Source organism: Rhizobium sophorae (assembly GCF_013087515.1).
Taxonomy (GTDB): Bacteria; Pseudomonadota; Alphaproteobacteria; order Rhizobiales; family Rhizobiaceae; genus Rhizobium; species Rhizobium sophorae.
In genome coordinates this window covers 15,405-38,390 of sequence record NZ_JABFCN010000026.1, presented here as the reverse complement: position 1 = coordinate 38,390, position 22,986 = coordinate 15,405, and the positions used below count along the sequence as shown (strand labels likewise).

22 protein-coding genes and 1 tRNA gene are annotated in these 22,986 nt (G+C 61.6%); 12 read left to right on the top strand and 11 right to left on the bottom strand.

From position 1 onward, the window contains the following. The 5 genes from G9X64_RS15660 to G9X64_RS15640 all read right to left on the bottom strand — a co-directional run. The coding region (locus G9X64_RS15660) for an ABC transporter substrate-binding protein (RefSeq protein WP_171376892.1) at positions 1-629 on the bottom strand (629 nt) is incomplete at its 3' end. An 88-nt stretch (positions 630-717) separates the two neighbouring features. Then, a complete protein-coding gene (locus G9X64_RS15655; protein WP_168313177.1) occupies positions 718-2,238 on the bottom strand; it encodes an aldehyde dehydrogenase family protein in 1,521 nt (506 codons plus the stop codon). Then, entirely contained in the window at positions 2,238-3,017 is a 780-nt protein-coding gene (locus tag G9X64_RS15650; protein ID WP_168313178.1) for an enoyl-CoA hydratase/isomerase family protein, read from the bottom strand. The genes G9X64_RS15655 and G9X64_RS15650 overlap by 1 nt, the downstream gene beginning before the upstream one ends. Continuing rightward, positions 3,010-4,623: an acyl CoA:acetate/3-ketoacid CoA transferase gene (locus tag G9X64_RS15645; protein WP_171376894.1), complete on the bottom strand. Its 1,614-nt coding sequence runs from the start codon at positions 4,621-4,623 to the stop codon at positions 3,010-3,012. Before G9X64_RS15645 ends, G9X64_RS15650 begins: the two co-directional genes overlap by 8 nt. A 9-nt stretch (positions 4,624-4,632) precedes the next feature. Beyond that, positions 4,633-5,703 (bottom strand): LacI family DNA-binding transcriptional regulator, encoded by a 1,071-nt coding sequence (locus G9X64_RS15640; RefSeq protein ID WP_168313180.1) that lies wholly within the window; start codon positions 5,701-5,703, stop codon positions 4,633-4,635. A 422-nt stretch (positions 5,704-6,125) separates the two neighbouring features. Between G9X64_RS15640 and G9X64_RS15635 the strand changes: the two genes are divergently transcribed. The 3 genes from G9X64_RS15635 (at position 6,126) to G9X64_RS15625 (ending at position 8,940) form a co-directional block, all read left to right on the top strand. Then, entirely contained in the window at positions 6,126-6,566 is a 441-nt protein-coding gene (locus G9X64_RS15635; protein ID WP_246270966.1) for an Imm6 family immunity protein, read from the top strand. Between the two features lie 157 nt (positions 6,567-6,723). Next, on the top strand, positions 6,724-8,259 hold the full coding sequence (locus tag G9X64_RS15630) for a sensor histidine kinase (protein ID WP_168313181.1): 1,536 nt from the start codon (positions 6,724-6,726) through the stop codon (positions 8,257-8,259). A 63-nt stretch (positions 8,260-8,322) separates the two neighbouring features. Continuing rightward, a complete protein-coding gene (locus G9X64_RS15625; protein WP_168313182.1) occupies positions 8,323-8,940 on the top strand; it encodes a carboxymuconolactone decarboxylase family protein in 618 nt (205 codons plus the stop codon). Positions 8,941-8,979: 39 nt separating this feature from the next. Here the strand turns inward: G9X64_RS15625 and G9X64_RS15620 are convergent, their stop codons facing one another. Then, positions 8,980-9,954 carry an alpha/beta hydrolase gene (locus G9X64_RS15620; RefSeq protein WP_171376893.1) on the bottom strand — a complete coding sequence of 325 codons (975 nt, stop codon included), beginning with the start codon at positions 9,952-9,954 and terminating at the stop codon, positions 8,980-8,982. Positions 9,955-10,359: 405 nt separating this feature from the next. Between G9X64_RS15620 and G9X64_RS15615 the strand changes: the two genes are divergently transcribed. After that, a complete protein-coding gene (locus G9X64_RS15615; protein ID WP_171376891.1) occupies positions 10,360-10,950 on the top strand; it encodes a nucleoside 2-deoxyribosyltransferase in 591 nt (196 codons plus the stop codon). Here the strand turns inward: G9X64_RS15615 and G9X64_RS15610 are convergent. Beyond that, complete coding sequence (locus tag G9X64_RS15610) at positions 10,925-11,812, bottom strand: LysR family transcriptional regulator (RefSeq protein ID WP_168313185.1); 888 nt, start codon at positions 11,810-11,812, stop codon at positions 10,925-10,927. The two genes, G9X64_RS15615 and G9X64_RS15610, sit on opposite strands and share 26 nt — an antisense overlap. Positions 11,813-11,933: 121 nt before the next feature. Here G9X64_RS15610 and G9X64_RS15605 point away from each other — a divergent pair, with 121 nt between their 5' ends. Together G9X64_RS15605 and G9X64_RS15600 are read left to right on the top strand one after the other, a co-directional pair. Next, positions 11,934-12,785 (top strand): oxidoreductase, encoded by an 852-nt coding sequence (locus G9X64_RS15605; RefSeq protein WP_171376890.1) that lies wholly within the window; start codon positions 11,934-11,936, stop codon positions 12,783-12,785. 105 nt (positions 12,786-12,890) lie between these two features. Further along, a complete protein-coding gene (locus G9X64_RS15600) occupies positions 12,891-13,895 on the top strand; it encodes a ketopantoate reductase family protein (protein WP_168313187.1) in 1,005 nt (334 codons plus the stop codon). Positions 13,896-13,939: 44 nt separating this feature from the next. Here G9X64_RS15600 and G9X64_RS15595 read toward each other — a convergent pair whose 3' ends face one another. Continuing rightward, positions 13,940-14,935 carry an alpha/beta fold hydrolase gene (locus G9X64_RS15595; RefSeq protein WP_171376889.1) on the bottom strand — a complete coding sequence of 332 codons (996 nt, stop codon included), beginning with the start codon at positions 14,933-14,935 and terminating at the stop codon, positions 13,940-13,942. 145 nt (positions 14,936-15,080) lie between these two features. Here G9X64_RS15595 and G9X64_RS15590 point away from each other — a divergent pair, with 145 nt between their 5' ends. After that, entirely contained in the window at positions 15,081-15,389 is a 309-nt protein-coding gene (locus tag G9X64_RS15590; RefSeq protein WP_017963919.1) for a DUF1883 domain-containing protein, read from the top strand. A 13-nt stretch (positions 15,390-15,402) separates the two neighbouring features. Here the strand turns inward: G9X64_RS15590 and G9X64_RS15585 are convergent, their stop codons facing one another. Together G9X64_RS15585 and G9X64_RS15580 are read right to left on the bottom strand one after the other, a co-directional pair. Beyond that, on the bottom strand, positions 15,403-16,719 hold the full coding sequence (locus tag G9X64_RS15585) for a replication-associated recombination protein A (RefSeq protein ID WP_168313189.1): 1,317 nt from the start codon (positions 16,717-16,719) through the stop codon (positions 15,403-15,405). Then, positions 16,716-18,119, bottom strand: coding sequence for a DegQ family serine endoprotease (locus tag G9X64_RS15580; RefSeq protein ID WP_168313190.1), 1,404 nt, complete (start codon positions 18,117-18,119; stop codon positions 16,716-16,718). The genes G9X64_RS15585 and G9X64_RS15580 overlap by 4 nt, the downstream gene beginning before the upstream one ends. 257 nt (positions 18,120-18,376) lie before the next feature. Here G9X64_RS15580 and G9X64_RS15575 point away from each other — a divergent pair, with 257 nt between their 5' ends. From G9X64_RS15575 to G9X64_RS15565, 3 genes are all read left to right on the top strand, one after another. After that, the gene (locus G9X64_RS15575) at positions 18,377-18,757 is read left to right on the top strand and encodes a YkvA family protein (protein ID WP_168313191.1); all 381 of its coding nucleotides are present in this window, start codon (positions 18,377-18,379) and stop codon (positions 18,755-18,757) included. 23 nt (positions 18,758-18,780) lie between these two features. Then, entirely contained in the window at positions 18,781-19,134 is a 354-nt protein-coding gene (locus tag G9X64_RS15570; RefSeq protein ID WP_168313192.1) for a lysozyme inhibitor LprI family protein, read from the top strand. After that, a tRNA-Lys gene (locus G9X64_RS15565) sits at positions 19,124-19,222 on the top strand. The genes G9X64_RS15570 and G9X64_RS15565 overlap by 11 nt, the downstream gene beginning before the upstream one ends. Here the strand turns inward: G9X64_RS15565 and ilvD are convergent. Beyond that, positions 19,192-21,030 carry a dihydroxy-acid dehydratase gene (gene ilvD, locus G9X64_RS15560; RefSeq protein ID WP_168313193.1) on the bottom strand — a complete coding sequence of 613 codons (1,839 nt, stop codon included), beginning with the start codon at positions 21,028-21,030 and terminating at the stop codon, positions 19,192-19,194. The genes G9X64_RS15565 and ilvD overlap by 31 nt on opposite strands. A gap of 335 nt (positions 21,031-21,365) precedes the next feature. On the opposite strand from ilvD, the gene msrP reads away from it, so the two are divergent. Both msrP and msrQ read left to right on the top strand, forming a co-directional pair. Further along, positions 21,366-22,313: a protein-methionine-sulfoxide reductase catalytic subunit MsrP gene (gene msrP / locus G9X64_RS15555; RefSeq protein ID WP_168313194.1), complete on the top strand. Its 948-nt coding sequence runs from the start codon at positions 21,366-21,368 to the stop codon at positions 22,311-22,313. Continuing rightward, positions 22,313-22,975: a protein-methionine-sulfoxide reductase heme-binding subunit MsrQ gene (gene msrQ / locus G9X64_RS15550; RefSeq protein ID WP_168313195.1), complete on the top strand. Its 663-nt coding sequence runs from the start codon at positions 22,313-22,315 to the stop codon at positions 22,973-22,975. The genes msrP and msrQ overlap by 1 nt, the downstream gene beginning before the upstream one ends. Positions 22,976-22,986: the final 11 nt, after the last annotated feature.

The following is a 22,986-nucleotide window of genomic DNA, read 5'->3' as shown; positions in this document are numbered from 1 at the left end:
TAGAACTCCGGACCGCCGGTCGACAGCACGATGGAATCGAACATCGTCGCTTCCTGCCAGTTCTGGCCACCGAGCGCCAGCGGGATCACGCCTGCGGCCTTCGCCTTGTCGAGCAGGGCGATCAGATCGTCGAAGGTCTTCGGCTCAGTGCCGCCGATCTTGTCCATCACCGCCTTGTTGATCCACAGCCAGTTGACCGAGTGGACGTTGACCGGGGCTGCAACCCACTTGCCGTCATAGACCGAGAACTTCTGCAAGGCTGCCGGAACCGACTTGTCCCAGCCTTCCTTCTTCGCCGTCTCCGTCAGGTCGCCCATGACGCCGGCCTCGGCATAATCGAGCACGGTATAGCCCAGCATCTGCGAGGCTGTCGGATAGGTGCCGGCCGCAACCATCGCCTTCAGCGCCGTCATCGCCGCATCGCCGCCACCGCCGGCAACCGGCACGTCCTTCCAGGCAAAACCTTCCTTCGAAAGATCCTCCTTCAAGACGTTCAGAGCCGCAGCCTCACCGCCTGACGTCCACCAGTGCAGCATCTGTACTTCCTTGACGTCAGCGGCATGGGCGGACACGCCGGCGCCGGCTAGAGCCAATGCGATCATTGCAGTCGTGGTCAAAAACTTGTTCATCGAAGAACCTCCCAGTTCCAGTTTGGAAGATGCGGGACCCATTCCCGCACCAATCACCCGCCCTCCTCGAGCGTAGTTCGGCCGCCGGCTAGGCCGGCTTTTCCGTCTGCGGCATCCACCAGCTGGTGCGTTTGCCGATATGCATATTGAGTGTCTTGGTCTCCGTGTAATCTTCGACCGCATGGCGGCCGAGCTCGCGGCCGAGGCCGCTTTGCTTGTAACCGCCGAAGGGAAGTTCCGAGGCGCCGTCCATGAAGGTGTTCATCCAGACCGTGCCCGCCCGCACCGAGCGGCCGATCGTCAGGCAGGTGTCGAAATCGCGGCTCCAGACACCGGCCGACAGGCCGTAGTCGATGGAATTTGCAATCCTGATGGCTTCGGCTGAGGTCTCGAACGTCAGGACCGACAGGACCGGCCCGAAGACTTCCTCGCGCGCCACGGCCATATCGGGGGTGACCTCTTCGAGGATCGTCGGCGACATGAACTGCCCCATGCCGAGGTCGAGTCTCTCGCCACCATGGGCGATCCTCGCACCGCTGCTTCTCGCGCCGGCGACGTATCCCGATATCTTCTCCAGATGCTGCGGCGTGATGATGGCGCCCACCTGCGTCGAGGGATCGAGCGGGTCGCCGACCCTCACCGCCTTCGACAACTCGGCGATCCGCTTGACGACATCGGAAGCGATTGATTTGTGAAGGATCAACCGCGAGCCTGCATTGCAGCACTCCCCGGCATTGAAATATGCGCCGAAGACCGCGGCATCGATGAAGGCATCGAGATCGGCATCCGGGAAGACGATCTGCGGGTTCTTCCCGCCCAATTCCAGCGAGACCTTCTTCAGGGTCTGAGCAGCATTCGACATGGTCAGCTTTCCGACACCGGTCGAGCCGGTGAAGGACACCATGTCAACGTCGGGATGGGACGTCATGACCGCGCCGACCTCTGGTCCCGTACCGGTGACAATGTTGACGACGCCATCCGGAATGCCCGCCTCCTGCAGGATCTCTCCCAGCACGAGCGTCGATCCCGAGGTCAGTTCCGAGGGCTTGACGACGGTCGTGCAGCCGGCGGCCAGAGCGAAGGGCAGCTTCTGGCCGACGATCAGGAACGGAAAGTTCCAAGGCGTGACGATCGACACCACGCCGATCGCTTCGCGCAAGACGACGCCGAGCGTGCCATCGCCGAGCGTGTTATAGCTTTCACCGTGGAGGTCGCGCGCAAGAGCTGCCGCATAGCGCCATATGTCAACGGAGCCGGCAATTTCTCCCCGCACCTGAGTGATCGGTTTTCCCGCCTCGATCGCATCGAGAAATGCCAGCTCGTCCGTACGCGCCGCGATCAAATCAGCAGCCTTGAGCAGGATGGCGGAACGTTCGGAAGCAGTCATTCGAGGCCACGGTCCGAGGTCGAACGCCTTGCGTGCAGCGGAAATCGCACGCTCGGCATCCCTCCCGCTGCCGGTCGGAAAGCGGCTGACCACGACACCATGGCTCGGCGCGACACGATCCATCGGATCGGAGCTGCCTGCCTCCCATTTGCCATCGATGAGCATCTTGAAATCACGCGCTTTGTGGTGGCTGAGCACGGTGGGGTTGACGAGAACCGTCATTACCATTCTCCCTTGAATGTTGCCGGGCGCTTCTCGCTGAATGATGCGACGCCCTCCTTCAGATCGCCGGTCTTCGCGGCGAGGATCGAGCCCAGGGCTTCGACCGCGGTTCCATTGTCTTCGCCGTTTGCCGATGCAATCATCAACTTTGCGATCTCGGTCGCAGCCGGCCCCCTTGCGGCAATCCGCCCAGCATATTGCCGGGCGGCCGCGAGCGCGTTTCCTGTCGGAACAACCACGTCTACGATCCCGAGTAGGCGTGCCTCCTCGGCGGTGAATATCTCGCCGCCCAAGGCCATGCGCCGCACCGCCTGCGCCCCGAACCGGCGCACAAGCCGCTGCGTCCCGGACCAGCCCGGCACCATTCCAAGGCCGGTCTCCGGCAGGCCGATCTTGATGTGCTGCTCGGCGAGTCGAATGTCGGCAACGCCCGCCAGTTCGAGCCCTCCTCCGAGGGCGTGGCCGTTCAAAGCCGCGACCATCGGCACCCTGAGTGTCGCCAGTCTTTCGAAGATACGGTGACCGTGGCGAACCCAGGCGTGACCGAACTCCTGAGGCGACATTCCGCCCCAGGCTTTGATATCGCCGCCAGCGGAAAAGCCCTTTCCTTCGCCCGTCAGAACGGCGGCGCGCACATTGGCGTTCGCCTCCACCTCGTCGGCCGCGTCAGCCAACGCTTTCAGCATGTCGAGATCGAGCGCGTTCAGCTTCTCCGGACGAGAAATCGTCAGCGTCGCAACATGTCCATCGACGTCAATTCTGACTGTTCCGCTAGCCATGGAAGCTGCCCTCCAGCATCCGTGCCCTTTTTTCTGGAAGCGACAGACCGATGTTTGTCTCCCCGAAAAGCGCGGCGTCCATGAGCTTCAGCTCGGGCGCCACGATCAGCGGAAACTCCGACTGATCGAGGATGTGGGACTGGAGATCGACGCCGGGGGCAATCTCGGTGAGGACAATGCCATCGGGCGTCAGCTTCATCACGCACCGCTCGGTGACATAGGTGATATCCTGTCCCTGCTCGATCGCGCGCCTGCCGCTGAAGGTGACATGTTCGACCTCGTTCACCAGCTTCTTCAGCTTGCCTTCCTTCTCGATCAGAAGGGCGCCATCGGCGATCGAAAGTTTCGCTCCGGCATTGAACATGCCTGAGAAGACGATCTTCTTCGCCCGCGCGGTGATATCGACGAAGCCTCCGGCGCCAGCCGTCACATGCGGCCGGAATGAGAGCTTGGAGACATTGACCGAACCGTCTTTGCCGATCTCGAGGAAGGACAGCAGCGATGCATCGAAGCCCGCACCCTGGAAATAGGTGAACTGATAGGGAGACGGCATATAGGCGTCGGCGTTGGAGGCGCAGCCAAAGGCGAAGTCGAGCAGCGGCACCCCACCGACCGCCCCTTGCTCGATGACCCAGGTGACCGCGCCATGGAGCCCCTCCTCCAGCAGAATGCGCGGCACGTTGGCCGAGATGCCGAAGCCGAGATTGACGCAGCTTCCCGCCTGAAGCTCCTGCGCAACACGGCGCGCAATGACTTTCTGAACATTGAACTCCGGAACGCTGAAGCTATCGAGCGGGCGAAAGATCTCCCCTGATATTGCCGGATCGTACTGCGTCTGCGTCGTCTGTTTCTGCTCCGGATCGACGACCACATAGTCGACCAGCATTCCAGGCACGCGGACGTCATGCGGCTTCAGCGAGCCTTCCTTGGTGATCCGTTTGACCTGCGCAATGACGATGCCGCCGTTGTTGCGGGCGGCTAGCGCCTGATCGAGGCCACCGAGATAGGCGCCTTCATGTTCATATGTCAGGTTGCCGCGCTCGTCGGCGGTGGTGGCGCGGATGATGGCGACCTCCGGGACGATCGAGGGAAAGAACAGCCAGTCATCGCCCTCAAAGCTCACGCGCTTGACCACCGGATGTTCGGACGCCAGGCCGTTCATCGCGCAACCCTGCCGCTCCGGATCGACGAATGTATCGATGCCGATCTTGGTCAGGACGCCCGGCCGCTTGGCGGCGGCTTCGCGATGGATGTCGAAGAGGATACCGGAGGGAATGTTGTAGGCCGGGATTTCGTTGTTGGTGATCATTTGCCAGATCAGCGGCGGCTCAGACGATGACGGGCCGGACGGATAGGAGCCACCGATGATGCGCTTGAGCAGGCCCTTCTTGGCAATGTAGTCGACGCCCTTGATGCCGCTCATGTCGCCGGCGGCGATGGGATGAAGGGTCGTGATATCCCGGGGATGGCCGGTCGCATCGAAACGTTCGCCAATCGCCTTCAGCATGAGGTCCGGGCAACCGAGACCGCTCGAGGAAGACACCGTTACAACAGCGCCATCCGGGATTAGCGCGGCGGCTTCGGCTGGGGTGAGATGCTTCTGCATGTGCATTACTCAGCGTCCTGTTTCGATTTTTACGCTCTTGCCGGTCCTCGCCGGCGCGGTCTTGCCGGCGCCGCAGCTTTCGCGAACGACCAGCCGAACGGCTGTCGTCACCGTCTCCGCCTCGGCCTTGCCCGCATTGATCTGCTTGAGCAGCATCTGTGCGCCCCGTCGCCCGATGCCCTGCGGATCGACCGAGACCGTCGTCAGCGCGGGAACCGCTGCCTGAGCCTCGATGACGTCGTCGAAACCCACGACCGCGAAGTCGCCACCAGGCTCCAGACGGCGCGCACGCAATCCGTCGCAAACACCGAAGGCGACGGCATCGTTGAAGCAGACGGCTGCGGTCGGCCGACGGGCAAGAGCAATCGCTTTGCCGATCGCCTCCACCCCGCCGGCCCGCGAAGGTGCCGACGCGATGACGAGTTCTTCGTGATAGTCGAGCCCTGCAGTCTCCACACCGCTTCGGTAGCCGGCAAGCCTGTCGTCGAAGACAGCGGTGTCGGGAAAGCCGCCGAGAAAAGCGATGCGCGTGTGGCCGAGCCCCACCAAATGCTTGACCGCCGACATCATGCCGGCCCGGTTGTCGGAGACGATCGACGAGACTTTGGCGCCGGGCAGGTTTCGCACGACAACCACCACCGGTATGCCTGCCGCGACGAGCGGCTTGAAGTCTGCGGCATCGGTAGCGCGCGCTGGCGATACGATCAGCCCCGAAATGCCATGTTCCCGCATCGACGCGACGACCTCGCGCTGCCGGTCGATGCTCTCACTGGTGTTCGACAGGAACTGCACGAAGCCGGCCGACTGAACGACCATATCGACACCGACCGCCAGTTCCGCAAAGAAGCTGTTCGTCAGGTCGTTGACGACGACCCCGATGATTCTCGATTTGGCACTGGCCTGGCGAAGATTGGCTGCGCCGCGATTGTAGACGTACCCCATCTCGCGCATCACCGCATTGACCTTGGAGCGCGTCCCCTCATTGACCAGGGAAGAGCCCTGAAGCACCAGCGAAACCGTCGACTTGGAGACGCCGGCCGCCTTTGCGATGTCGATGACGGTTACCCGCGCCTTTGTCATTTCCCCTCCCGACGCCAACGTCGACTGATCATTAAATATTTGGAACGTTCCAATTATGTCAAGAGAAATCGACACAGACCGTTGCCTGTCAAAGCATCTTCGGCAAATTGCGCCTTTCGCGATCACCAAAATCTCCGCCTTAAAATTGGAACGATCTAAAAAATCGGTTATGATTGAAGCGCCTATGCCGCCGAACCGACGCTGCCGCCAACCCAAAAGACCGCCGTCCATAGGCGATGAAAAATGTAGAGAATTCGGCCTCGTCCGTTATTCCCATCAAGACGATCAACCGCTTCTGGGAAAAGCAGGAGGCGCTCCTATTCTATGTTGATAGATTTTGCGACAAGCCCAGTGGAGACCACAGAGACATGAAACTGCGCGCCGAGTAGACCGTTCTGCCGCCACGCGAACAGGCACGGCGCTTGGCAGCCGTCGCCGCGTCCTTGGTCGCACAAATCGAGCGCACCGAACCCCACGCGCCCGAAGCCGATGCCGCGTTGGCGGCAATCTGCACTTGGGGTGATGGGGCACGCCTGACTGGCCGATACTTCTCCGACCTTATCTACAGCGACGATGAGCGCGGGGCGCTCCGTCGGCTCTCCGAGGCAGCCGGAGAGCCCAGCGAAGACGGCTGGAACGCGCTGACGACGGCAACCATGTACGTCGCCTGGCTTGTTTACCAGGAGACCGGCGAGCCCATGCCGAGTGACGTCAACGAGGTCGGAGAAGACAGCCTTGACCTTCCGGACAGCAACTGGCCAAACTCCACGTATAGTTCGCCGCAGCCTGCAAGGAGAAGCAAGGCGGCTTCTTCATCGATCGCTGGTGCTGTTGTGGCAAAACGACGGAAGAGTTCCGGATGAGGCGTGTCCTTGCATCCGTAATCACCGCGAGCGTCGCTGACGACCCGGCTCCCTCTATTTTCTCCCTGTCCAGGTTCCCGTCGAGGTTAGCGAAACTTTATCGTTTCTGACGAATGCTACGGATACGTGCAACCCGCCAGATCTGAAGCAGGACCGGATGATGCCACACTCGTTTGAATCTATCCTTGAGAGCCTGCCTCAGGGCATTGTTCTCCTTGATCCTGCCGGTACGGTGACGGCTTTCAATTCACGCACGCTTGATATTCTCGGCCTTCCGCAAGGCGCCATCCGCAAGGGCATGAATATCGACGGATTGCCGGGCACCGCAGGCTGCCGTGCAGTGGCATCCCGGCAGTCGACGGTCGGTGGAGCGCCGACATCTCAGTTTGCCCTTTCCGACGGAGGGATGGTCTCATTGACCTGCGCCCCGTCGCGGGGTGGAGGCTGGATCCTCAGTTATGAAGACATCTCGACCCTCATTCGGGTCGAAGACAGCCTGACCGAACAACATCGCCGGTTCGACGCAGCCCTCAGCAACATGCCGCATGGGCTGTGCATGTTCGATTCGACAAAGAACCTGATATTGTGCAATGCCTCCTACGCGCGGATGTACAATCTGCCGGACCTTCTGACGCAGCCGGGCACGCCACTTGGGGATATCCTGACCTATCGCAGCCGGGAGGGAAATGGCCCGGCCGATACGACGACCTATTTTGATGTGGTCTTCGAAGCGACAGCCCGCGGTGCGCCGGCCAGCCAGAACATCGTCCTGGCCGATGGGCGCGTTATCAAGATCACCCACAATCCGATGCAAAACGGCGGATACGTGGCCACCCATGAGGACGTCACCAAGACCGTCCGGCTGGCCGAAGAGCTGCGCCGGCATCACGATCAGCTCGAAGCGACGGTGAAGAGCCGCACGGCGGAAGTCGAGCGGCAGGCGCGGGAACTCGAGCGAATGCTGGCGCAGGAGCGGAACATCAACGAATTGCAGCGGCAGTTCGTGGCGATGGCATCCCATGAATTCAGGACTCCGCTTGCAATCATCGACGCTGCTGCCCAGCGGCTGCTGCGAAAAAGGGGGGCGGTCGAGCCCGAATTTCTCAGCGACAAGGTCGATCAAATCCGCGCATCGGTGACCCGGATTGTCGACCTTATGGAGAGCATTCTGTCAGCCGGACGCCTTGATACCGGCAAGATCGATATCAATTACGACGCCTGTGCATTGAAATCATTGATAAAAACGTGTTGCGAGCGGCAGTCGACGATCGCAAAATCGCACAGCTTTGTGTTGGATATCGATGGCCTGCCGGAGTTCATCGATGCCGATCCCCGCACGTTGGGACAGGTTTTTACCAACCTGCTTTCCAATGCCGTCAAGTACGCGCCTGGAACCTCCGAAATTCGCGTCACCGCATGGGCGGAGACGGGAAACGTCAAAGTTTCGATCAGCGATGATGGAGTGGGAATCGACGCCGAAGACGTGCCCCGGCTGTTCCAGCGCTATTTTCGGGCCCGGACGTCGACCGGGATTGCCGGAACCGGTATCGGCCTCAATCTCGTGAAGCAGATCATCGAATTGCACAACGGCTCGATTGAAGTTCGAAGTGCAAGAGGATGCGGATCGACATTCACCGTAACTCTCCCAATCAAGAGAAACGGCGACGCTTCCGCAACCAATAACGCCGCCTGATGTTTCAGGATTGCTGTCCTGCATATCTACCCTATCCTTCTCACAATAGAGGAGGATCACGCCATGGCTTTCATTCACACCCCTAACGCATCCGCCAGCGAGAAGACGACGTCTATGTATGCGTCGGCCGAGGCGAATTATGGTTATCTGCCGAACATGTACCGGGCCTTCGGCCATCGGCCGGAGGTGATGGAGAGCTGGGCGGCGCTGCTCTCGAGCATTCGCGGCCATATGAGCTTGCGGCGCTACGAGCTAGTGACGCTGGCGGCGGCCAAGGAGCTCAAATCCTCGTATTGCATGCTGGCGCACGGCTCGGTGCTGCTGCGCGAGGGTTTCACCAGCGAGGGGCTGACGGCTGTTGTCAACGAGACGGAGAAGGCGCCGATCGATGCCGGCGAACGCGCGATCATGGCTTTTGCCGCGAAGGTGGCGCGCGATGCGACGTCGGTGACGCAGCAGGACATCGACGGGCTGAAGAAACACGGGCTGAGCGACGCCGATGTCTTCGACGTCACGGCTGCGGCAGCGGCCCGGTGTTTCTTCTCGAAAATGCTGGACGCGCTGGGCGCTGCACCCGACCACGCCTATATCGAGCGGCTGGAACCGAATGTGCGAAAGGCGCTCAGCGTCGGCCGGGAAGTCGAGCGGCCTCTGGCGCCGTCACCGTCTCGCGCGCAATGATGCGATGACGGAGAGCGTGAGTATCTGCTCTCGCGGCCCCTACTCCGGCGGTTTGTCCGCAAAATGCCGGATCGCAAACTCGGCGATATTCTGGATCGACCGATCGGCATCGTCGAGCAGCGAGGGAAACAGCTGCCACTGATGGGGCATGCCCGGCCAGACCTCGGTGGTGACGTCCACTCCAGCCTGGCGCGCCTTGTCGGCGAGCCGCAGCGCGTCGTCCAGCAGGACTTCGCCGGAGCCGACCTGCAGCAACAGCGGCGGAAAGCCGGTCATGTCAGCATAAAGCGGCGATGCCTGGGGATCGGTCGGAGACCGGCTGCGGAGATAGGTCTTGCGCAAGGTCTCGATCCAGTCATTGCTGACCAGCGGATCGCTTCCGGCGTTTGATGTCATAGATCCGCCTGTCGCAGCAAGATCGGTGATGGGGCTGAGCGCAATCACAGCCGCCGGCAACGGCTTTGCCGTCTGCATCTGCCTCAGCACCGTCTCGATCGCCATATTGCCGCCGGCGCCATCTCCGGCCACGATGACATTCTCGCTCCGATAGCCGTTGTCGAGAAGCCAGCGATAGGCGGTCAGCGCGTCGTTGATCTGCGCGGGGTAGGCATATTCGGGCATCAGCCGATAATCAATGAGAAGAATGTCGCTGGATGCCGCCTTGGCGAGCGAGCCGGCAAGCAGGCTATGTGTGCGAATGGAGCCGCTGGAAAAGCCGCCGCCATGGATATAGAGGATCACCCTTTGGCCGATCGGGTGATGAAGACGGGCAGGCCACATCAGCTCGGCGTCGACGCCGTCGGCATCGACCTGCCGCACCTGGATGCGCGTCGGCCCCGGCGTCGTCTCCATCAGCGTCCTGAAGGCCGTTCGCCGCTGCTGCAGGCTATCGGCGCCGGCAAAGTGATCCTTCCAGAGGCCGATGAGTTTTTCGACCTGTTCGCGCGAGGCCGGGCTTTGCGGCCTAATGTCCTTCCCGACCGCCGCCGAGGCCAGCAGCATCAGCGCAGCCAAAGCGGGGAACAGGCATTTGAGCCGCTTTGGGGCTCTTCGAATACCAGTTGGCAAAATCCGACCGTTCATCAACCTCTCCCGACGATGCAGGCCATGGCGGCATCTTTGGCCGGTTCGTCCACCGGAGTCAAAAGGGTGACTGGCGCGAACCCCAAGCTTTTCATTCCGCCATCGCCTCGCCGCCTGAAGCCCACCGGTCTCAGGCGGCTCCGGACGCGCCTCTGCTTGTGTCGGGAATGAAGTCGGCCGTTGCCCGTCCACTGCCGGCGCATCGGGCGCTACTAAAAAAATTGGACAATGCCTGCCGGTACGGCTTGCCATTTGCCGCGCTTCCGTCGGAAATGGACCACGTGCCTGGCTGCTCCCACCCTGGCGCCTCGTCTCGCGTGTGAGTGAAGGATACCGATGACCACCATTTACCTTGCCGGCCCGGAAGTCTTTCTTCCGGATGCCATGCCCATCATGGCCGAAAAACGCCGATTGGCGCGCCAGTTCGGCTTCGAGCCGACCGGTCCCGGCAGCGACGAAAACCAGACGCCGGTGAAGCGGAAGGCCGCAGAGATCTACGCACGCAACGACGACGCCATGCGTCGAGCCGAAATCTGCCTTGCCAACATCACTCCTTTTCGAGGCATCAGCGCCGATCCGGGTACGGTCTATGAAATCGGCTTCATGATTGCGCTGGGAAAAGCGGTCTTTGCCTATACCAATCACCCCGACGACTATGGTCTGCGTGTTCGCTCGATCTGGTATGCGGGGCTCGAGATCGATGAGACGAGCGGACGCCCCCGCGGACCGGATGGCATTGCGATCGAAAATCACGGGATGGCCGACAACCTGATGATCGACGGAGGGGTTCAGGCGACGGGAGGCAAGGTGTTCCGTGCGGCGGCGCTCCCGGCGGACCCTGCCCGCGACCTTACGGTTTACTTCGAGGCGCTTCAGACGATCGCCGGCATCCCGGCCTCTTTTACTCCGCCTTCATCGCGTCGATGACCGCCCTGAAGCCCGCCGACATATGGCGGCGGCTCGGATAGTAGAGATAGAGCGGTTCTTCTGGCTGGCACCAGTCGTCCAGGACCTGGATCAGCTCGCCGCCGGCGACCGCCTTTTCCACGCGGGGCTCCCAGATATAGGCAAGGCCGACGCCGCCAAGCGCTGCCTGCATCATCAGCTCGTGATCGTCGAGCGACAGCGGTCCGGTCGGCTGAAAGCTCACTGTCTGGCCATCCTTCTCGAACTCCCAGGCATAGCGCGCACCTGACGGAAACATGTTTTGGATGCAGAGATGGCGCTTGAGCTCGTGCGGTGTCGCCGGCTTCGGCCGGGTCTCGAAATAGGCAGGCGAGCCGACGACGACCAGGCGAATGCGCGGCTTGATGCGCAGCGCGATCATGCCCTCGGTGACGCGCTCGCCGAAGCGGATGCCGGCATCGAAACCCTCCTCGACGATATCGACCAGCCTGTCGGTCGCGTTGATCTCCAGCTGCAAGTTTGGGTTCTCTTTCAGCAGCGGACCGATGATGCGACCGATGACGAAGGGGCCGATCGAATTCGGCACGTTGATCCTCACCTTGCCGAACGGCGTGTCGCGATATCGGTTCAGCGCATCGAGCGCTGCCGCCATCTCGCCGAGGGCCGGGTCGAGATGCGAGATCAGCAGTTCGCCGGCCTCCGTCAGCGAGACGCTGCGCGTCGTGCGGTTGAGCAGGCGGATGCCGATCCGGTCTTCGAGATTGAGCACGGCATGGCTCACCGCAGAGGCGGTGACACCTCGCTCCTCGCCCGCCTTGCGAAAGCTCTTATGCCGCGCGACGGCGGCAAAGGCCGCGAGTTCGGACAGTTCGGTAGCACGCATTGCTGAATTAAACTCATCACAGTTTCAAGAATAACAAATCTTATACAGCAATGGGTTTTCGGTCAAATTCACCTCGTCGGCACAGAGATGCCGCAACCGAACAGTTCGAAAGGAATTCGTTATGAAAGTCTGGTTCATTACCGGTGCATCCCGCGGCTTCGGCGCGCTGATGACCAAAGAAGCCCTTGCGTCAGGCGATGCCGTCATCGCCACCGCCCGCAACCCGAAGACCGTGACCGAGCAGTTCGGCGACCATCCGAACCTGCTTGCCGTCGCCCTCGACGTCACTAACGAGGCGCAGGCCAAGGAGGCAGCGGCTGCCGGCATCGCCCGCTTCGGCCGCATCGACGTTCTCGCAAACAATGCCGGCTACGGCCTGCTCGGCGCTGTCGAGGAAGCCACGGCCGAAGAGGTCGAAAGGCTCTATGCCACGAACGTCTTCGGCCTGCTGAAGGTGACCCGCGCCGTGTTGCCCTATATGCGCCGCCAGCGCTCCGGCCACATCCTGAACTTCTCGTCGATCGGCGGTTACTTCGGCTATCCCGGCTGGGGCGTCTACGGCTCGACGAAGTTCGCCGTCGAAGGCCTGTCCGAATCGATGGCCGCCGAACTCGAACCTTTCGGCATCAAGGTGACGATCGTCGAGCCCGGCTTCTTCCGCACCGACTTCCTCGCCGACACTTCGCTGGCGATCAGCCCGGCCTCCATCGCGGACTACGAGGGTACACCGGCCGGCAACATGCGCAGTTTCGCTGCCGACGCAAACCATGCCCAGCCCGGCAATCCCGCCAAGCTTGCCGCCGGCATCATGACGCTCGCCAATTCGCCCAATCCGCCGCTGCGCATGCCGTTCGGCAGCGATACGGTAGCCGTGATCGAGGAGCAGCATGCCAGCGTCGAAAAGGAACTTGCCGTCTGGCGCCAGCTCGCTTTGTCCACGGATTTTGCAAGCGAGGCAACGGACTCGGCCTGAAGACCAGCGTGACCGCAGGAAAGCGCATCATGCGGCAAATTAGCATTCGCCTCACGCCTGGAATGACCTAGATCTAGGTTCGATCATCACCATGAAGAGGCGAGCATGTCCATCAAGTCCATCTGTATCTATGGCGCCGGGGCGCTCGGCGGCGCTATCGCCGCCAAGCTTGCAAGCCAAGCCGGAAACGACGCCATCATCTCCGTCGTCGCGCGTGGAGCCCATCTCGACGCCATCCGCGACAACGGACTCAGCCTGCACGAAGCCGATGCGGAAAGGCCGCTCAATGTCCGCCTTACCGCGACCGGCGATCCCGGGACATTGCCGCCGCAGGATCTCATCATCACCGGGCTCAAGGGGCATCAGCTGGCACCGGCTGCCGAAGGCATTGCAGGCCTCCTCAAGGAGGGCACCCGCGTTCTGATGATCCTCAACGGCATTCCGTGGTGGTATTTTCACCGCGATACCCAGAGCCGGCATGCCGAGTTGCAGTTCGACGAGCTCGATCCCGGAGGCAGGCTCTGGCGGCTGATCGGGCCGGAACGCGTCATCGGCTGCGTCGCTTATCAGGGTGCCGAGGTGATCAACCCCGGGGAGATCCAGCTTTCCCACAACGGCCGCTTCGTGCTCGGCGAGCCCTCCGGCGACATCTCGCCCGATCTCGAGGCGGTCGCCGCGGCGCTGACTGGCGCCGGCCTCAGCATTACGACGACAGCTGATATCCGCGGCGAGATCTGGAGCAAGTTGATGGGCAACGCCGCCTTCAACCCGATCAGCGCACTGACCAGGGCGCTGATGACCGACATCATGGCCGATCCTGCCCTTTCGGCTACGGTCGGCAAGGTGATGAGTGAGGTCCGCGCCGTCGGCGAGGCCTTGGGCGCGCGGTTCAGCATGACCGTCGAGCAGCGGCTGGAACAATCACGCCATATCGGCGGCGTGCGCACGTCGATGCTGCAGGATCTGATCGGCGGCAAGGCGCTCGAAATCACGCCGTTGGTCGGCATGGTGGTGGCGCTCGGACGCCTGAGCGCCGTGCCGACGCCGGTCTCGGAAACGATCCTGGCGCTGGTGACCCAGTTGGATCGGGAAAACCAGCGCCGCGACTGATCGCGGAGGAAAGGGCGGCCGGGACAACCCAGCCGTCTTCGCGCTTACTTTCCGACCTGCTCGGCCCAGTTCGGCGCCTTGCCGCCGCCATCGAGGAAGGTCATCGCCATATTCGCCATGAGGGGCGAAGCGAAGGTCTCGTAGTGGGTGAGATCAGGCAGGATCGCCAGCCGGTTCTTCGACATGTTTTCCCGCATCCAGCCGGCATCGCGCAGACCGCCGCCGAGCTTGCGGTAGAAGTCGATCATATGCTCGGGCCGGATCATGTCGGCATCGCCATAGATCAGCATAACCGGCATAGTGAGCTTGGCGACGGCATCGCTATAGTCGATGGGTTCGCGCATCAGCGCCCCCATGGCGTCGAGCAGCTTCGGAAATTCCGAAACGTCAGGCGCCACCGCCTTGTAGGAGAGGAACATCGGCGTGTCCTTCATCATGTCGGCCATACCGGCGCCGACGGCCGCCTGTTGCGGCAGCATCTCCGGGAAGAAGCCGTTCTGCGCATAGGGTGCCGAGAGTATCACCAGCCGGCGCACCTGGTCGGGCGCGTTTGCCGCCATGTTCAACGCCACCCCGCCGCCGAAGGAATAGCCGAAGACGTCGAGCTTATCGTAACCGAGCTGCTTCACCAGGATTGCAAGATCGGCGCCGATGGCCGGAAGCTCGATCGACCGCTTGCCGAGCGGGGTGCGGCCATGGCCCTGCAGGTCGACGGCGATCACCTGCCGGTGGTCGGTGAAAACAGGCATGACCGACGCGAACATCTCGATCTGCCCAAGGCCACCGTGAAGCAGCAGCAGCGGTTCACCCTCGCCGCGGATCTCGTAGTAATAGTCGATGCCGTTGACCGGCACGCTTCCCTTCCGGACGATCGGCGCTATCGCCTTTTTGTTCTCGATACCAGGTGCATTGCCGCCCGCACCCGCCATATCCGGCACGGCCAGGAATGCGGCAGCCGTTGCGATCATCGAAATCAGCGTCATCTTCGACATGTCCTTGCTCCATGTTTGCTTGGATATCGCAAGGACGGCGGCGCTCATGTCTTTCCGACACCGCGCTTCGAAATTTTCGCATCGGCCTTTATGCCATTCCTATATTTTGGTGCGCGGTCCGAATGGACCAACTTTTCCTTAACTGGCATCCTGGTAAAATATCGTCGCAGAGACTTCAGGCGCCGCGAGACCGATGAAACCGAATTTCCGCTTCACCCATTACGATCTCAAGGAACAACGCGCCGGAACGATCATCGAGGTGTCGTTGAACGCGGTGAACAATGTCCGCCTGATGACGGCGCCGAATTTCCAGCGGTTCACCGAAGTTCTCGATTTCAAATATATCGGTGGCGTGGCACGCAAATCGCCGATCAAGATCGCCGTCCCCGAAAGCGGTCACTGGCATGTCATCGTCGATATGGAAGGTCATCACGGGCTTGCGGAATCGTCCGTCAAGGTGATCGCCGCGCCGGCAAATCAGAAGACGCCCCGCGCCTCCTGAGGTTCACGGGGTTTCAGCGCGGATTGCGCTCCTTGCGAAGCTTCGCCCACCATTCCAGCCGCTTGCGGATATCGCGCTCGAAGCCGCGTTCCGGCGGATCATAGAAGATCTGGCGGCCCATCTTTTCCGGGAAATAATCCTGGCCGGAAAAGGCATCCGGCTCGTCGTGGTCGTAACGATAGCCCTCACCGTAACCTTCGCCCTTCATCAGCTTGGTCGGCGCATTGAGGATATGCTTCGGCGGCAGCAACGAGCCGTTCTGCTTTGCCGCCTGGCTTGCCGCCTTGAAGGCGGTGTAGACGGCATTCGATTTCGGCGCGGTGGCGAGATAGACGCAGGCCTGGGCAAGCGCCAGTTCGCCTTCCGGCGAGCCGAGATACTCATAGGCATCCTTGGCGGCATTGCAGATCACCAGTGCCTGCGGATCGGCAAGACCGATATCCTCCACCGCCATGCGCACCAGCCGCCGGCCGAGATAGAGCGGGTCCTCGCCGGCATCGAACATGCGGGCGAGATAATAGAGCGCGGCATCTGGATCCGAGCCGCGTACGGATTTATGCAGTGCCGAGATCAGATTGTAGTGGCCATCCTGCGCCTTGTCGTAGACCGGGGCACGGCGCTGGACAATGCGCGTCAGGCCTTCTGTGTCGAAGCTCTCGCCTTCGCGCGCCGCGCGCCAGACTTCTTCGGCGAGCGTCAGCACCGCGCGGCCATCGCCATCGGCCATGCGCACCAAGCTGGCACGGGCATCCTCCGTCAGCGGCAGCGGCTTCTGCTCGATCGCCTCGGCACGCTTCAGCAGTTCCTCGAGGCTCTCCTCGTCATGCGACTTGAAGGTGAGCACACGGGCCCGCGACAGCAGAGCGGCGTTGAGCTCGAAGGAAGGGTTCTCGGTGGTGGCGCCGACGAGGATGACGGTGCCATCCTCCATGACGGGCAGGAAACTGTCCTGCTGGGCGCGGTTGAAACGATGGATCTCATCGACGAAGAGCAGCGTCTGACGGCCGTCCATACGGCGCAAACGGGCTGTCTCGAATACCTTCTTCAGATCGGCGACGCCGGAAAAGATCGCCGATATCTGCTCGAAGGCCAAGCCCGCCTCGCCCGAAAGCAGCCGTGCCACCGTCGTCTTGCCGGTGCCGGGCGGCCCCCAGAAGATCATCGAGCCAAGCGAGCCGCTTTCGATCATCCTTTTCAGCACGCCATCCTCACCGGTCAAGTGTTCCTGACCGGTGACATCGGCAAGCGTCTTCGGCCGCAGCCGGTCGGCAAGCGGCCGCCTGGCGGCGACCTCCTCCGGAACGCGCGGCGCGAAGAGATCGTTGCTCATCGGAAGAATTGCCGGATGCGCTGGCCGTCACGCTCGATCTCGACCCGCCACAGGCCGGGGTCGCTATCGGCGATTTCGGACAGTTCGCTGGTCGTCTTCACGTCGGCGCCGTTGATCGAGACGATGATATCCTTCGGTTCGAAACCGAGACGGGCAGCAGGCGAATCCTCCTTCACCTCGGATACGACGACGCCCGCCGATTCCGGCGGCATGCGCAGCTCGTCGGCGACCCGCGGCGACAGGTTCTCGACGACGGCACCGGTAAACGGCGTGTGTCCGCCGATGGTGCGCTGGTCGCGCGGCGAGGTTTCCGGGGCGCGGGCGAGCGTCAGCGGCAGTTGCTCCTCGCGGCCGTTTTCGATGACGGTGAGCTTGACCGAATTGCCGAGACCGGCCGTCGTCAGCCGGTAGAGCAACGCATCCGGATGCTCGACGGAAATTCCGTCGACGGCGGTGACGATTTCGCCGGCCTTCAGTCCGGCCTTGGCGGCCGGCCCACCTTCCGAAACCTTGACGACGAGCGCGCCGCGGGCCTTGTTAAGCCCCAGCGCCTCAGCCACTTCCGAGGTCACTGCATCGAAGCTTGCGCCGACATAGGGCCGCTCGAAAGATTTAACGCCCGCATCGGCAGACGTGAGGAAGACCTTGACCAGATTGGCGGGGATGGCGAAACCAATGCCGTTCGATCCGCCGCCGCGCGAGAAGATCGCCGTGTTGATACCGATCAGCTCGCCCTTCATATTCATCAAGGCGCCGCCGGAATTGCCGGGGTTGATCGAGGCATCGGTCTGGATGAAGAAGCCGAACTCGTTCTTGATCACCTGGTTGCGGGCAAGCGCCGAGACGATCCCGCTCGTTACCGTCTGGCCGACACCGAAGGGATTGCCGATCGCCAGCACGAGATCACCGACCTCGACCGTATCGGAATTGCCAATCGGCAATGTTGGAAAGCTTTCCTTGGCGTCGATCTTCAGCACGGCAAGATCGACACGGTCGTCGCGCAGCACCACCTTGCAGGGGAATTCGCGGCCGTCCGAGAGCGCCACCTTTATATCGTCGGCGCCCTCGATGACGTGATTGTTGGTCACGACAGTGCCGTTCGCCTCGACGATGACGCCGGAGCCGAGCGAAGACTGCTTCTCCGAACGGTTCGGCATCTGCTGGCCGAAAAATTGCTCGAAGAAAGGATCGCCGGCAAAGGGCGACTGCCGCTGGACGGTCTTTTCCGCATAAACGTTGACGACGGCGCCTGACGTCTGTTTGACGAGCGGCGCGAAGGAGAGCTGCATCTGCATCTGGCTCTCGGGTACGGTCTTTGCCGTCTGCGCATGGGCAGCAAGCGGCAGAACGAGTATGAGAGCGAATAGCGAGACGGAGGCGCGCTTGAACAGGCCTTGCATGGGTATCCCTTTTGAATCCTCTTGAGGAACGTTTTAGAGCATGATGCCGAAAAGTGTGAGCGGTTTTCGGACGACATCATGCTCTAACTATCTAATTGCGAACAGGATTCAGATTTTAGACCGACCGGCCCAAAATTCATCCTGTTCTGCGGCCCGACGCTAGAAAGGAAAGAGGGCGGAAGCATGGAAGAACAAGGCGAGAGGGCGTCTTGGAAACCGGTTGAAGTCATTGTGAATTTGATTCAGGAAGATTGGCCATGCAACTGATATCAAAAGCCAAAATCTGGTCAAAGTCACTGAAGCGTGACATCGTCGCCCTATGGCTTGCCGCCCGCGATCCCCGCGTGCCGTGGCATGCCAAAGCGGCGGCCGGCGCCGTTGCCGCCTACGCGCTATCGCCCATCGATCTCATCCCCGATTTCATCCCCATCCTCGGCTATCTCGACGACCTCCTCATCGTACCGCTCGGTATCATGCTGGCGATCCGGCTCGTGCCAGTAGAGGTGATGAACGAGCTTCGTACGGAGGCGACAAGGCGCATTGAGCGTCCCTCCAGCCGGGTCGGACTGATCTTCATCCTTGCCGTCTGGCTCATCTGCATCATCTTCCTGGCTCTGGGACTGCGGAAGCTAGCCTGACCGGCAGCAATAGGAATATATGAATGATCATGACAAGAACGACGACAACGGGCCTCGGCTTTGCGATCCTGCTTATTGCAGCGAACCTGGCACAGGCAGCAAGCTTCGATTGCGATTCGAAAGAATTGAAGGCGGATGAAAAAGCGATCTGCGACAACCGCGCACTCAACGACGCCGATGTGAAGATGGTGACGACCTTCGAGCTGCTCTCCGGCCTGCTGGCGATGGGTTCGCGCGGAACATTGCAGGACGAACAGACGGCTTGGCTGAAGAAACGGCAGGAATGCGGGGCAGATGCAACTTGCATCAAGGCAGCCTATGACGAGCGGCTGAAGCAGCTCGGCGAGTCTTATAAAAACATCAACCGGCCGCTTTGAAAGCGACCGGTTGAAAGAGCAGCTGACTCTTAATCAGCGGGTCGTAGGTGCAATGACCTACCGCGCGTTCAGATCGCGCACGGCGCCGCGATCCGCGCTCGTTGCGAAGGCGGCGTAGGCCTTCAGCGCGGTCGTGACATTGCGCTTACGGACTTCTGTGGGATACCAACCCTTGGCGTCCTGTTCGGCGCGGCGGGCGGCGAGTTCGGTCTCGCTGACACGCAGGCTGATGGTGCGGTTGGGGATGTCGATGTCGATCATGTCACCTTCACGCACCAGGCCGATCGTGCCGCCATTTGCCGCTTCCGGCGACGCGTGGCCGATCGACAGGCCGGAGGTGCCGCCGGAGAAGCGGCCGTCGGTGATCAGCGCACAGGCTTTGCCGAGGCCCTTCGACTTCAGATAGCTCGTCGGATAGAGCATTTCCTGCATGCCCGGGCCGCCCTTCGGGCCTTCGTAGCGGATGACGACGACGTCGCCGGCCTTCACCTCGTTAGCAAGGATCGCCTTGACCGACGCATCCTGGCTTTCGAAGACGCGAGCCGGGCCGGAGAACTTCAGGATCGATTCATCGACGCCGGCGGTCTTGACGATGCAGCCGTCGATCGCAAGGTTGCCCTTGAGCACGGCAAGGCCACCATCCTTGGAGAAGGGATGCTCGACCGAGCGGATGACGCCGTTTTCACGGTCGGTGTCGAGATCATCCCAACGCGCTTCCTGGCTGAAGGCGACCTGGGTCGGGATGCCACCGGGTGCGGCACGATAAAAGTTGCGAACGGTTTCGCTGTTGGTGCGGGTGATATCCCAGCGATCGATCGCATCGCCCAGTGTCTCGGCATGCACGGTCGGGCAATCGCGGTTCAAGAGACCGCCCTTGTCGAGTTCGCCGAGGATCGACATGATGCCGCCGGCGCGGTGGACGTCTTCCATGTGCACATCGCTCTTGGCGGGGGCGACCTTCGACAGGCACGGCACCCGGCGCGACAGCGCATCGATATCGGTCATGGTGAAATCGATCTCGCCTTCATGGGCGGCAGCAAGGATATGCAGGACCGTATTGGTCGAACCGCCCATGGCGATGTCGAGCGCCATGGCATTCTCGAAGGCCTGCTTGGAGGCGATGGTGCGCGGCAGCGCCTTGACGTCGTCCTGCTCGTAGTAACGGCGGGCGAGATCGACGATCAGATGGCCGGCCTCGACGAAAAGGCGCTTGCGGTCGGCGTGGGTGGCAAGCGTCGAGCCGTTGCCGGGCAGCGACAGGCCGAGCGCTTCCGTCAGGCAGTTCATCGAGTTGGCGGTGAACATGCCGGAGCAGGAGCCGCAGGTCGGACAGGCAGAGCGCTCGATGGTCTGGACGTCCTCGTCGCTGATCTTGTCATCGGCTGCGGCGACCATGGCATCGACGAGGTCAAGCGCATGCGTCTTGCCATGCAGCACGACCTTGCCGGCCTCCATCGGACCGCCCGAGACGAAGACGGTCGGGATATTGAGGCGCAGCGACGCCATCAGCATGCCGGGGGTGATCTTGTCGCAGTTGGAGATGCAGACCATGGCGTCGGCGCAATGGGCATTGACCATGTATTCGACGCTGTCGGCGATCAGCTCCCGCGAGGGCAGCGAATAGAGCATGCCGTCATGGCCCATGGCGATGCCGTCATCAACGGCGATCGTGTTGAACTCCTTGGCAACACCGCCGGCCGCCTCGATTTCGCGGGCAACGAGCTGGCCAAGGTCCTTCAGGTGCACATGGCCGGGCACGAACTGGGTGAAGGAATTCACCACCGCGATGATCGGCTTGCCGAAATCCGAATCCTTCATGCCCGTCGCGCGCCAAAGGCCGCGGGCGCCCGCCATGTTGCGGCCATGGGTCGTGGTTCTGGAACGATAAACTGGCATCGGTGTCTTCCTCGACGTGTCGGAATTATCAGGCGAAACCGGGCGGCATGGAGCCTGCGGACCGGGCAAACGCTGCTTTTTGGAATTGTCCTAATCCAATCGACGGGGGCTGTCACTACCGGGAAGCCCAAATCCGGTACGCCGGGGAGATGCGCCACGAGGCCCATCGATCATATACGGTTCGACGCGGCGTTTTGTTACAGCCTATTCCATCACGACCGAACACAAAAAATTGGCTTCCCGTCAGCAATATTCAAGGCTTAGACACTAATCTAGACATGCCGGCGGTTCGTTTAAGGGCTATATTTCAGGATATCCGCCGAGGAGGTTTCGACATGCCAAGCTATCGCCCACCGAAGATCGCGTCATCGGAGATCACGCCACGCCAGATCTATGTGCGCCGTCGTGAATTCCTCGGCGCGGCAGCGCTTGGCGCCATGGGGCTGTACAGCGCCGGCAAGGCGAGTGCTGCGGCCCTCTCCGCCGTTGAGAGCAAGTACAAGGTCGACGAGAAACCGACGCCGATCAAGGACGTCACGACCTACAATAATTTCTATGAGTTCGGCCTCGACAAGGGCGATCCCGCAGCTCTTTCCGGCGATTTCAAGCCGCTGCCCTGGACGATCAAGGTCGACGGCATGGTCAACAAGCCAGGCACCTTCGACCTCGAGGCGCTGATGAAGGAATTCCCGATCGAGGAGCGCACCTACCGGATGCGCTGCGTCGAGGCTTGGTCCATGGTCATCCCGTGGGACGGCTTTCCGCTGGCATCGCTGCTCGACAAGGTGGAGCCACTCGGTAGCGCCAAATACGTTGCCTTCGAAACCGTCGTGCGACCGGAGGAGATGCCTGGGCAGAAAGGCTTCTTCCAATCGCTCGACTGGCCCTATGTCGAGGGCCTGCGCCTGGATGAGGCGGGCCATCCGCTGACGCTGCTGGCCGTCGGGCTCTATGGCGAAACCCTGCCGAACCAGAACGGCGCGCCGATCCGCCTGGTCGTGCCGTGGAAATATGGCTTCAAGGGCATCAAATCGATCGTCAGGATCACGCTCACCGACCAGCAGCCCAAGAATACCTGGCAGGTCACCAATCCGCAGGAATACGGCTTCTACGCCAACGTCAATCCAGCGGTCGACCATCCGCGCTGGAGCCAGGCGACCGAACGGCGCATCGGCGAAAGTGGCTTCTTCGGCGCGAGCCGCCACCCCACCCTGCCCTTCAACGGTTATGCCGACGAGGTGGCGAGCCTTTATGCCGGCATGGACCTGAAGGCGAATTTCTGATGGCTGAACTGTCGCTCGCCATCCCGAAGCGCTGGCAGCCCGCCTCCGTCTGGCTGCTTTATGTCGTCGGGCTCGTGCCTGCGGCCTGGACTTTCTATCTCGGTGCGACCGACCAGCTCGGCGCCGATCCGGTCAAGACCTTCGAGCTCTTCCTCGGCATCTGGACGATCCGTTTCCTGATCGCAACACTTGCCGTTTCCCCTGCCCGTGAGCTCTTCGGCTGGAACTATCTGCGCTATCGCCGCGCGCTTGGCCTGCTGACCTTCTATTACGCGCTGATGCATTTCACCGTCTACATGGTGCTCGACCAGGCGATGGATATTGCTGCCGTCATCAACGACGTGCTGAAGCGCCCCTTCATCATGTTCGGCATGGCAGGTCTTGCGATGCTCATTCCGCTGGCGCTGACATCCAACAATCTCTCGATCCGTCGCCTCGGCAAGAATTGGATCTGGCTGCATCGCCTCGTCTACATCATCGCCGCCTGCGGGGCGCTGCACTTCGCGCTCTCGACCAAAATCCTCGACCTCGAGCAATATATCTATGTCGGGCTGATCATCGCGCTGATCCTCTACCGCTCCTACCGGCCGATCGCACGCAGCCGGAAGAAGGGTCAAGGGCGGCCGCGCAATCGCGCGGTGGCTTCGGCTTCTGAGGCGTAAGCGAGCGACCG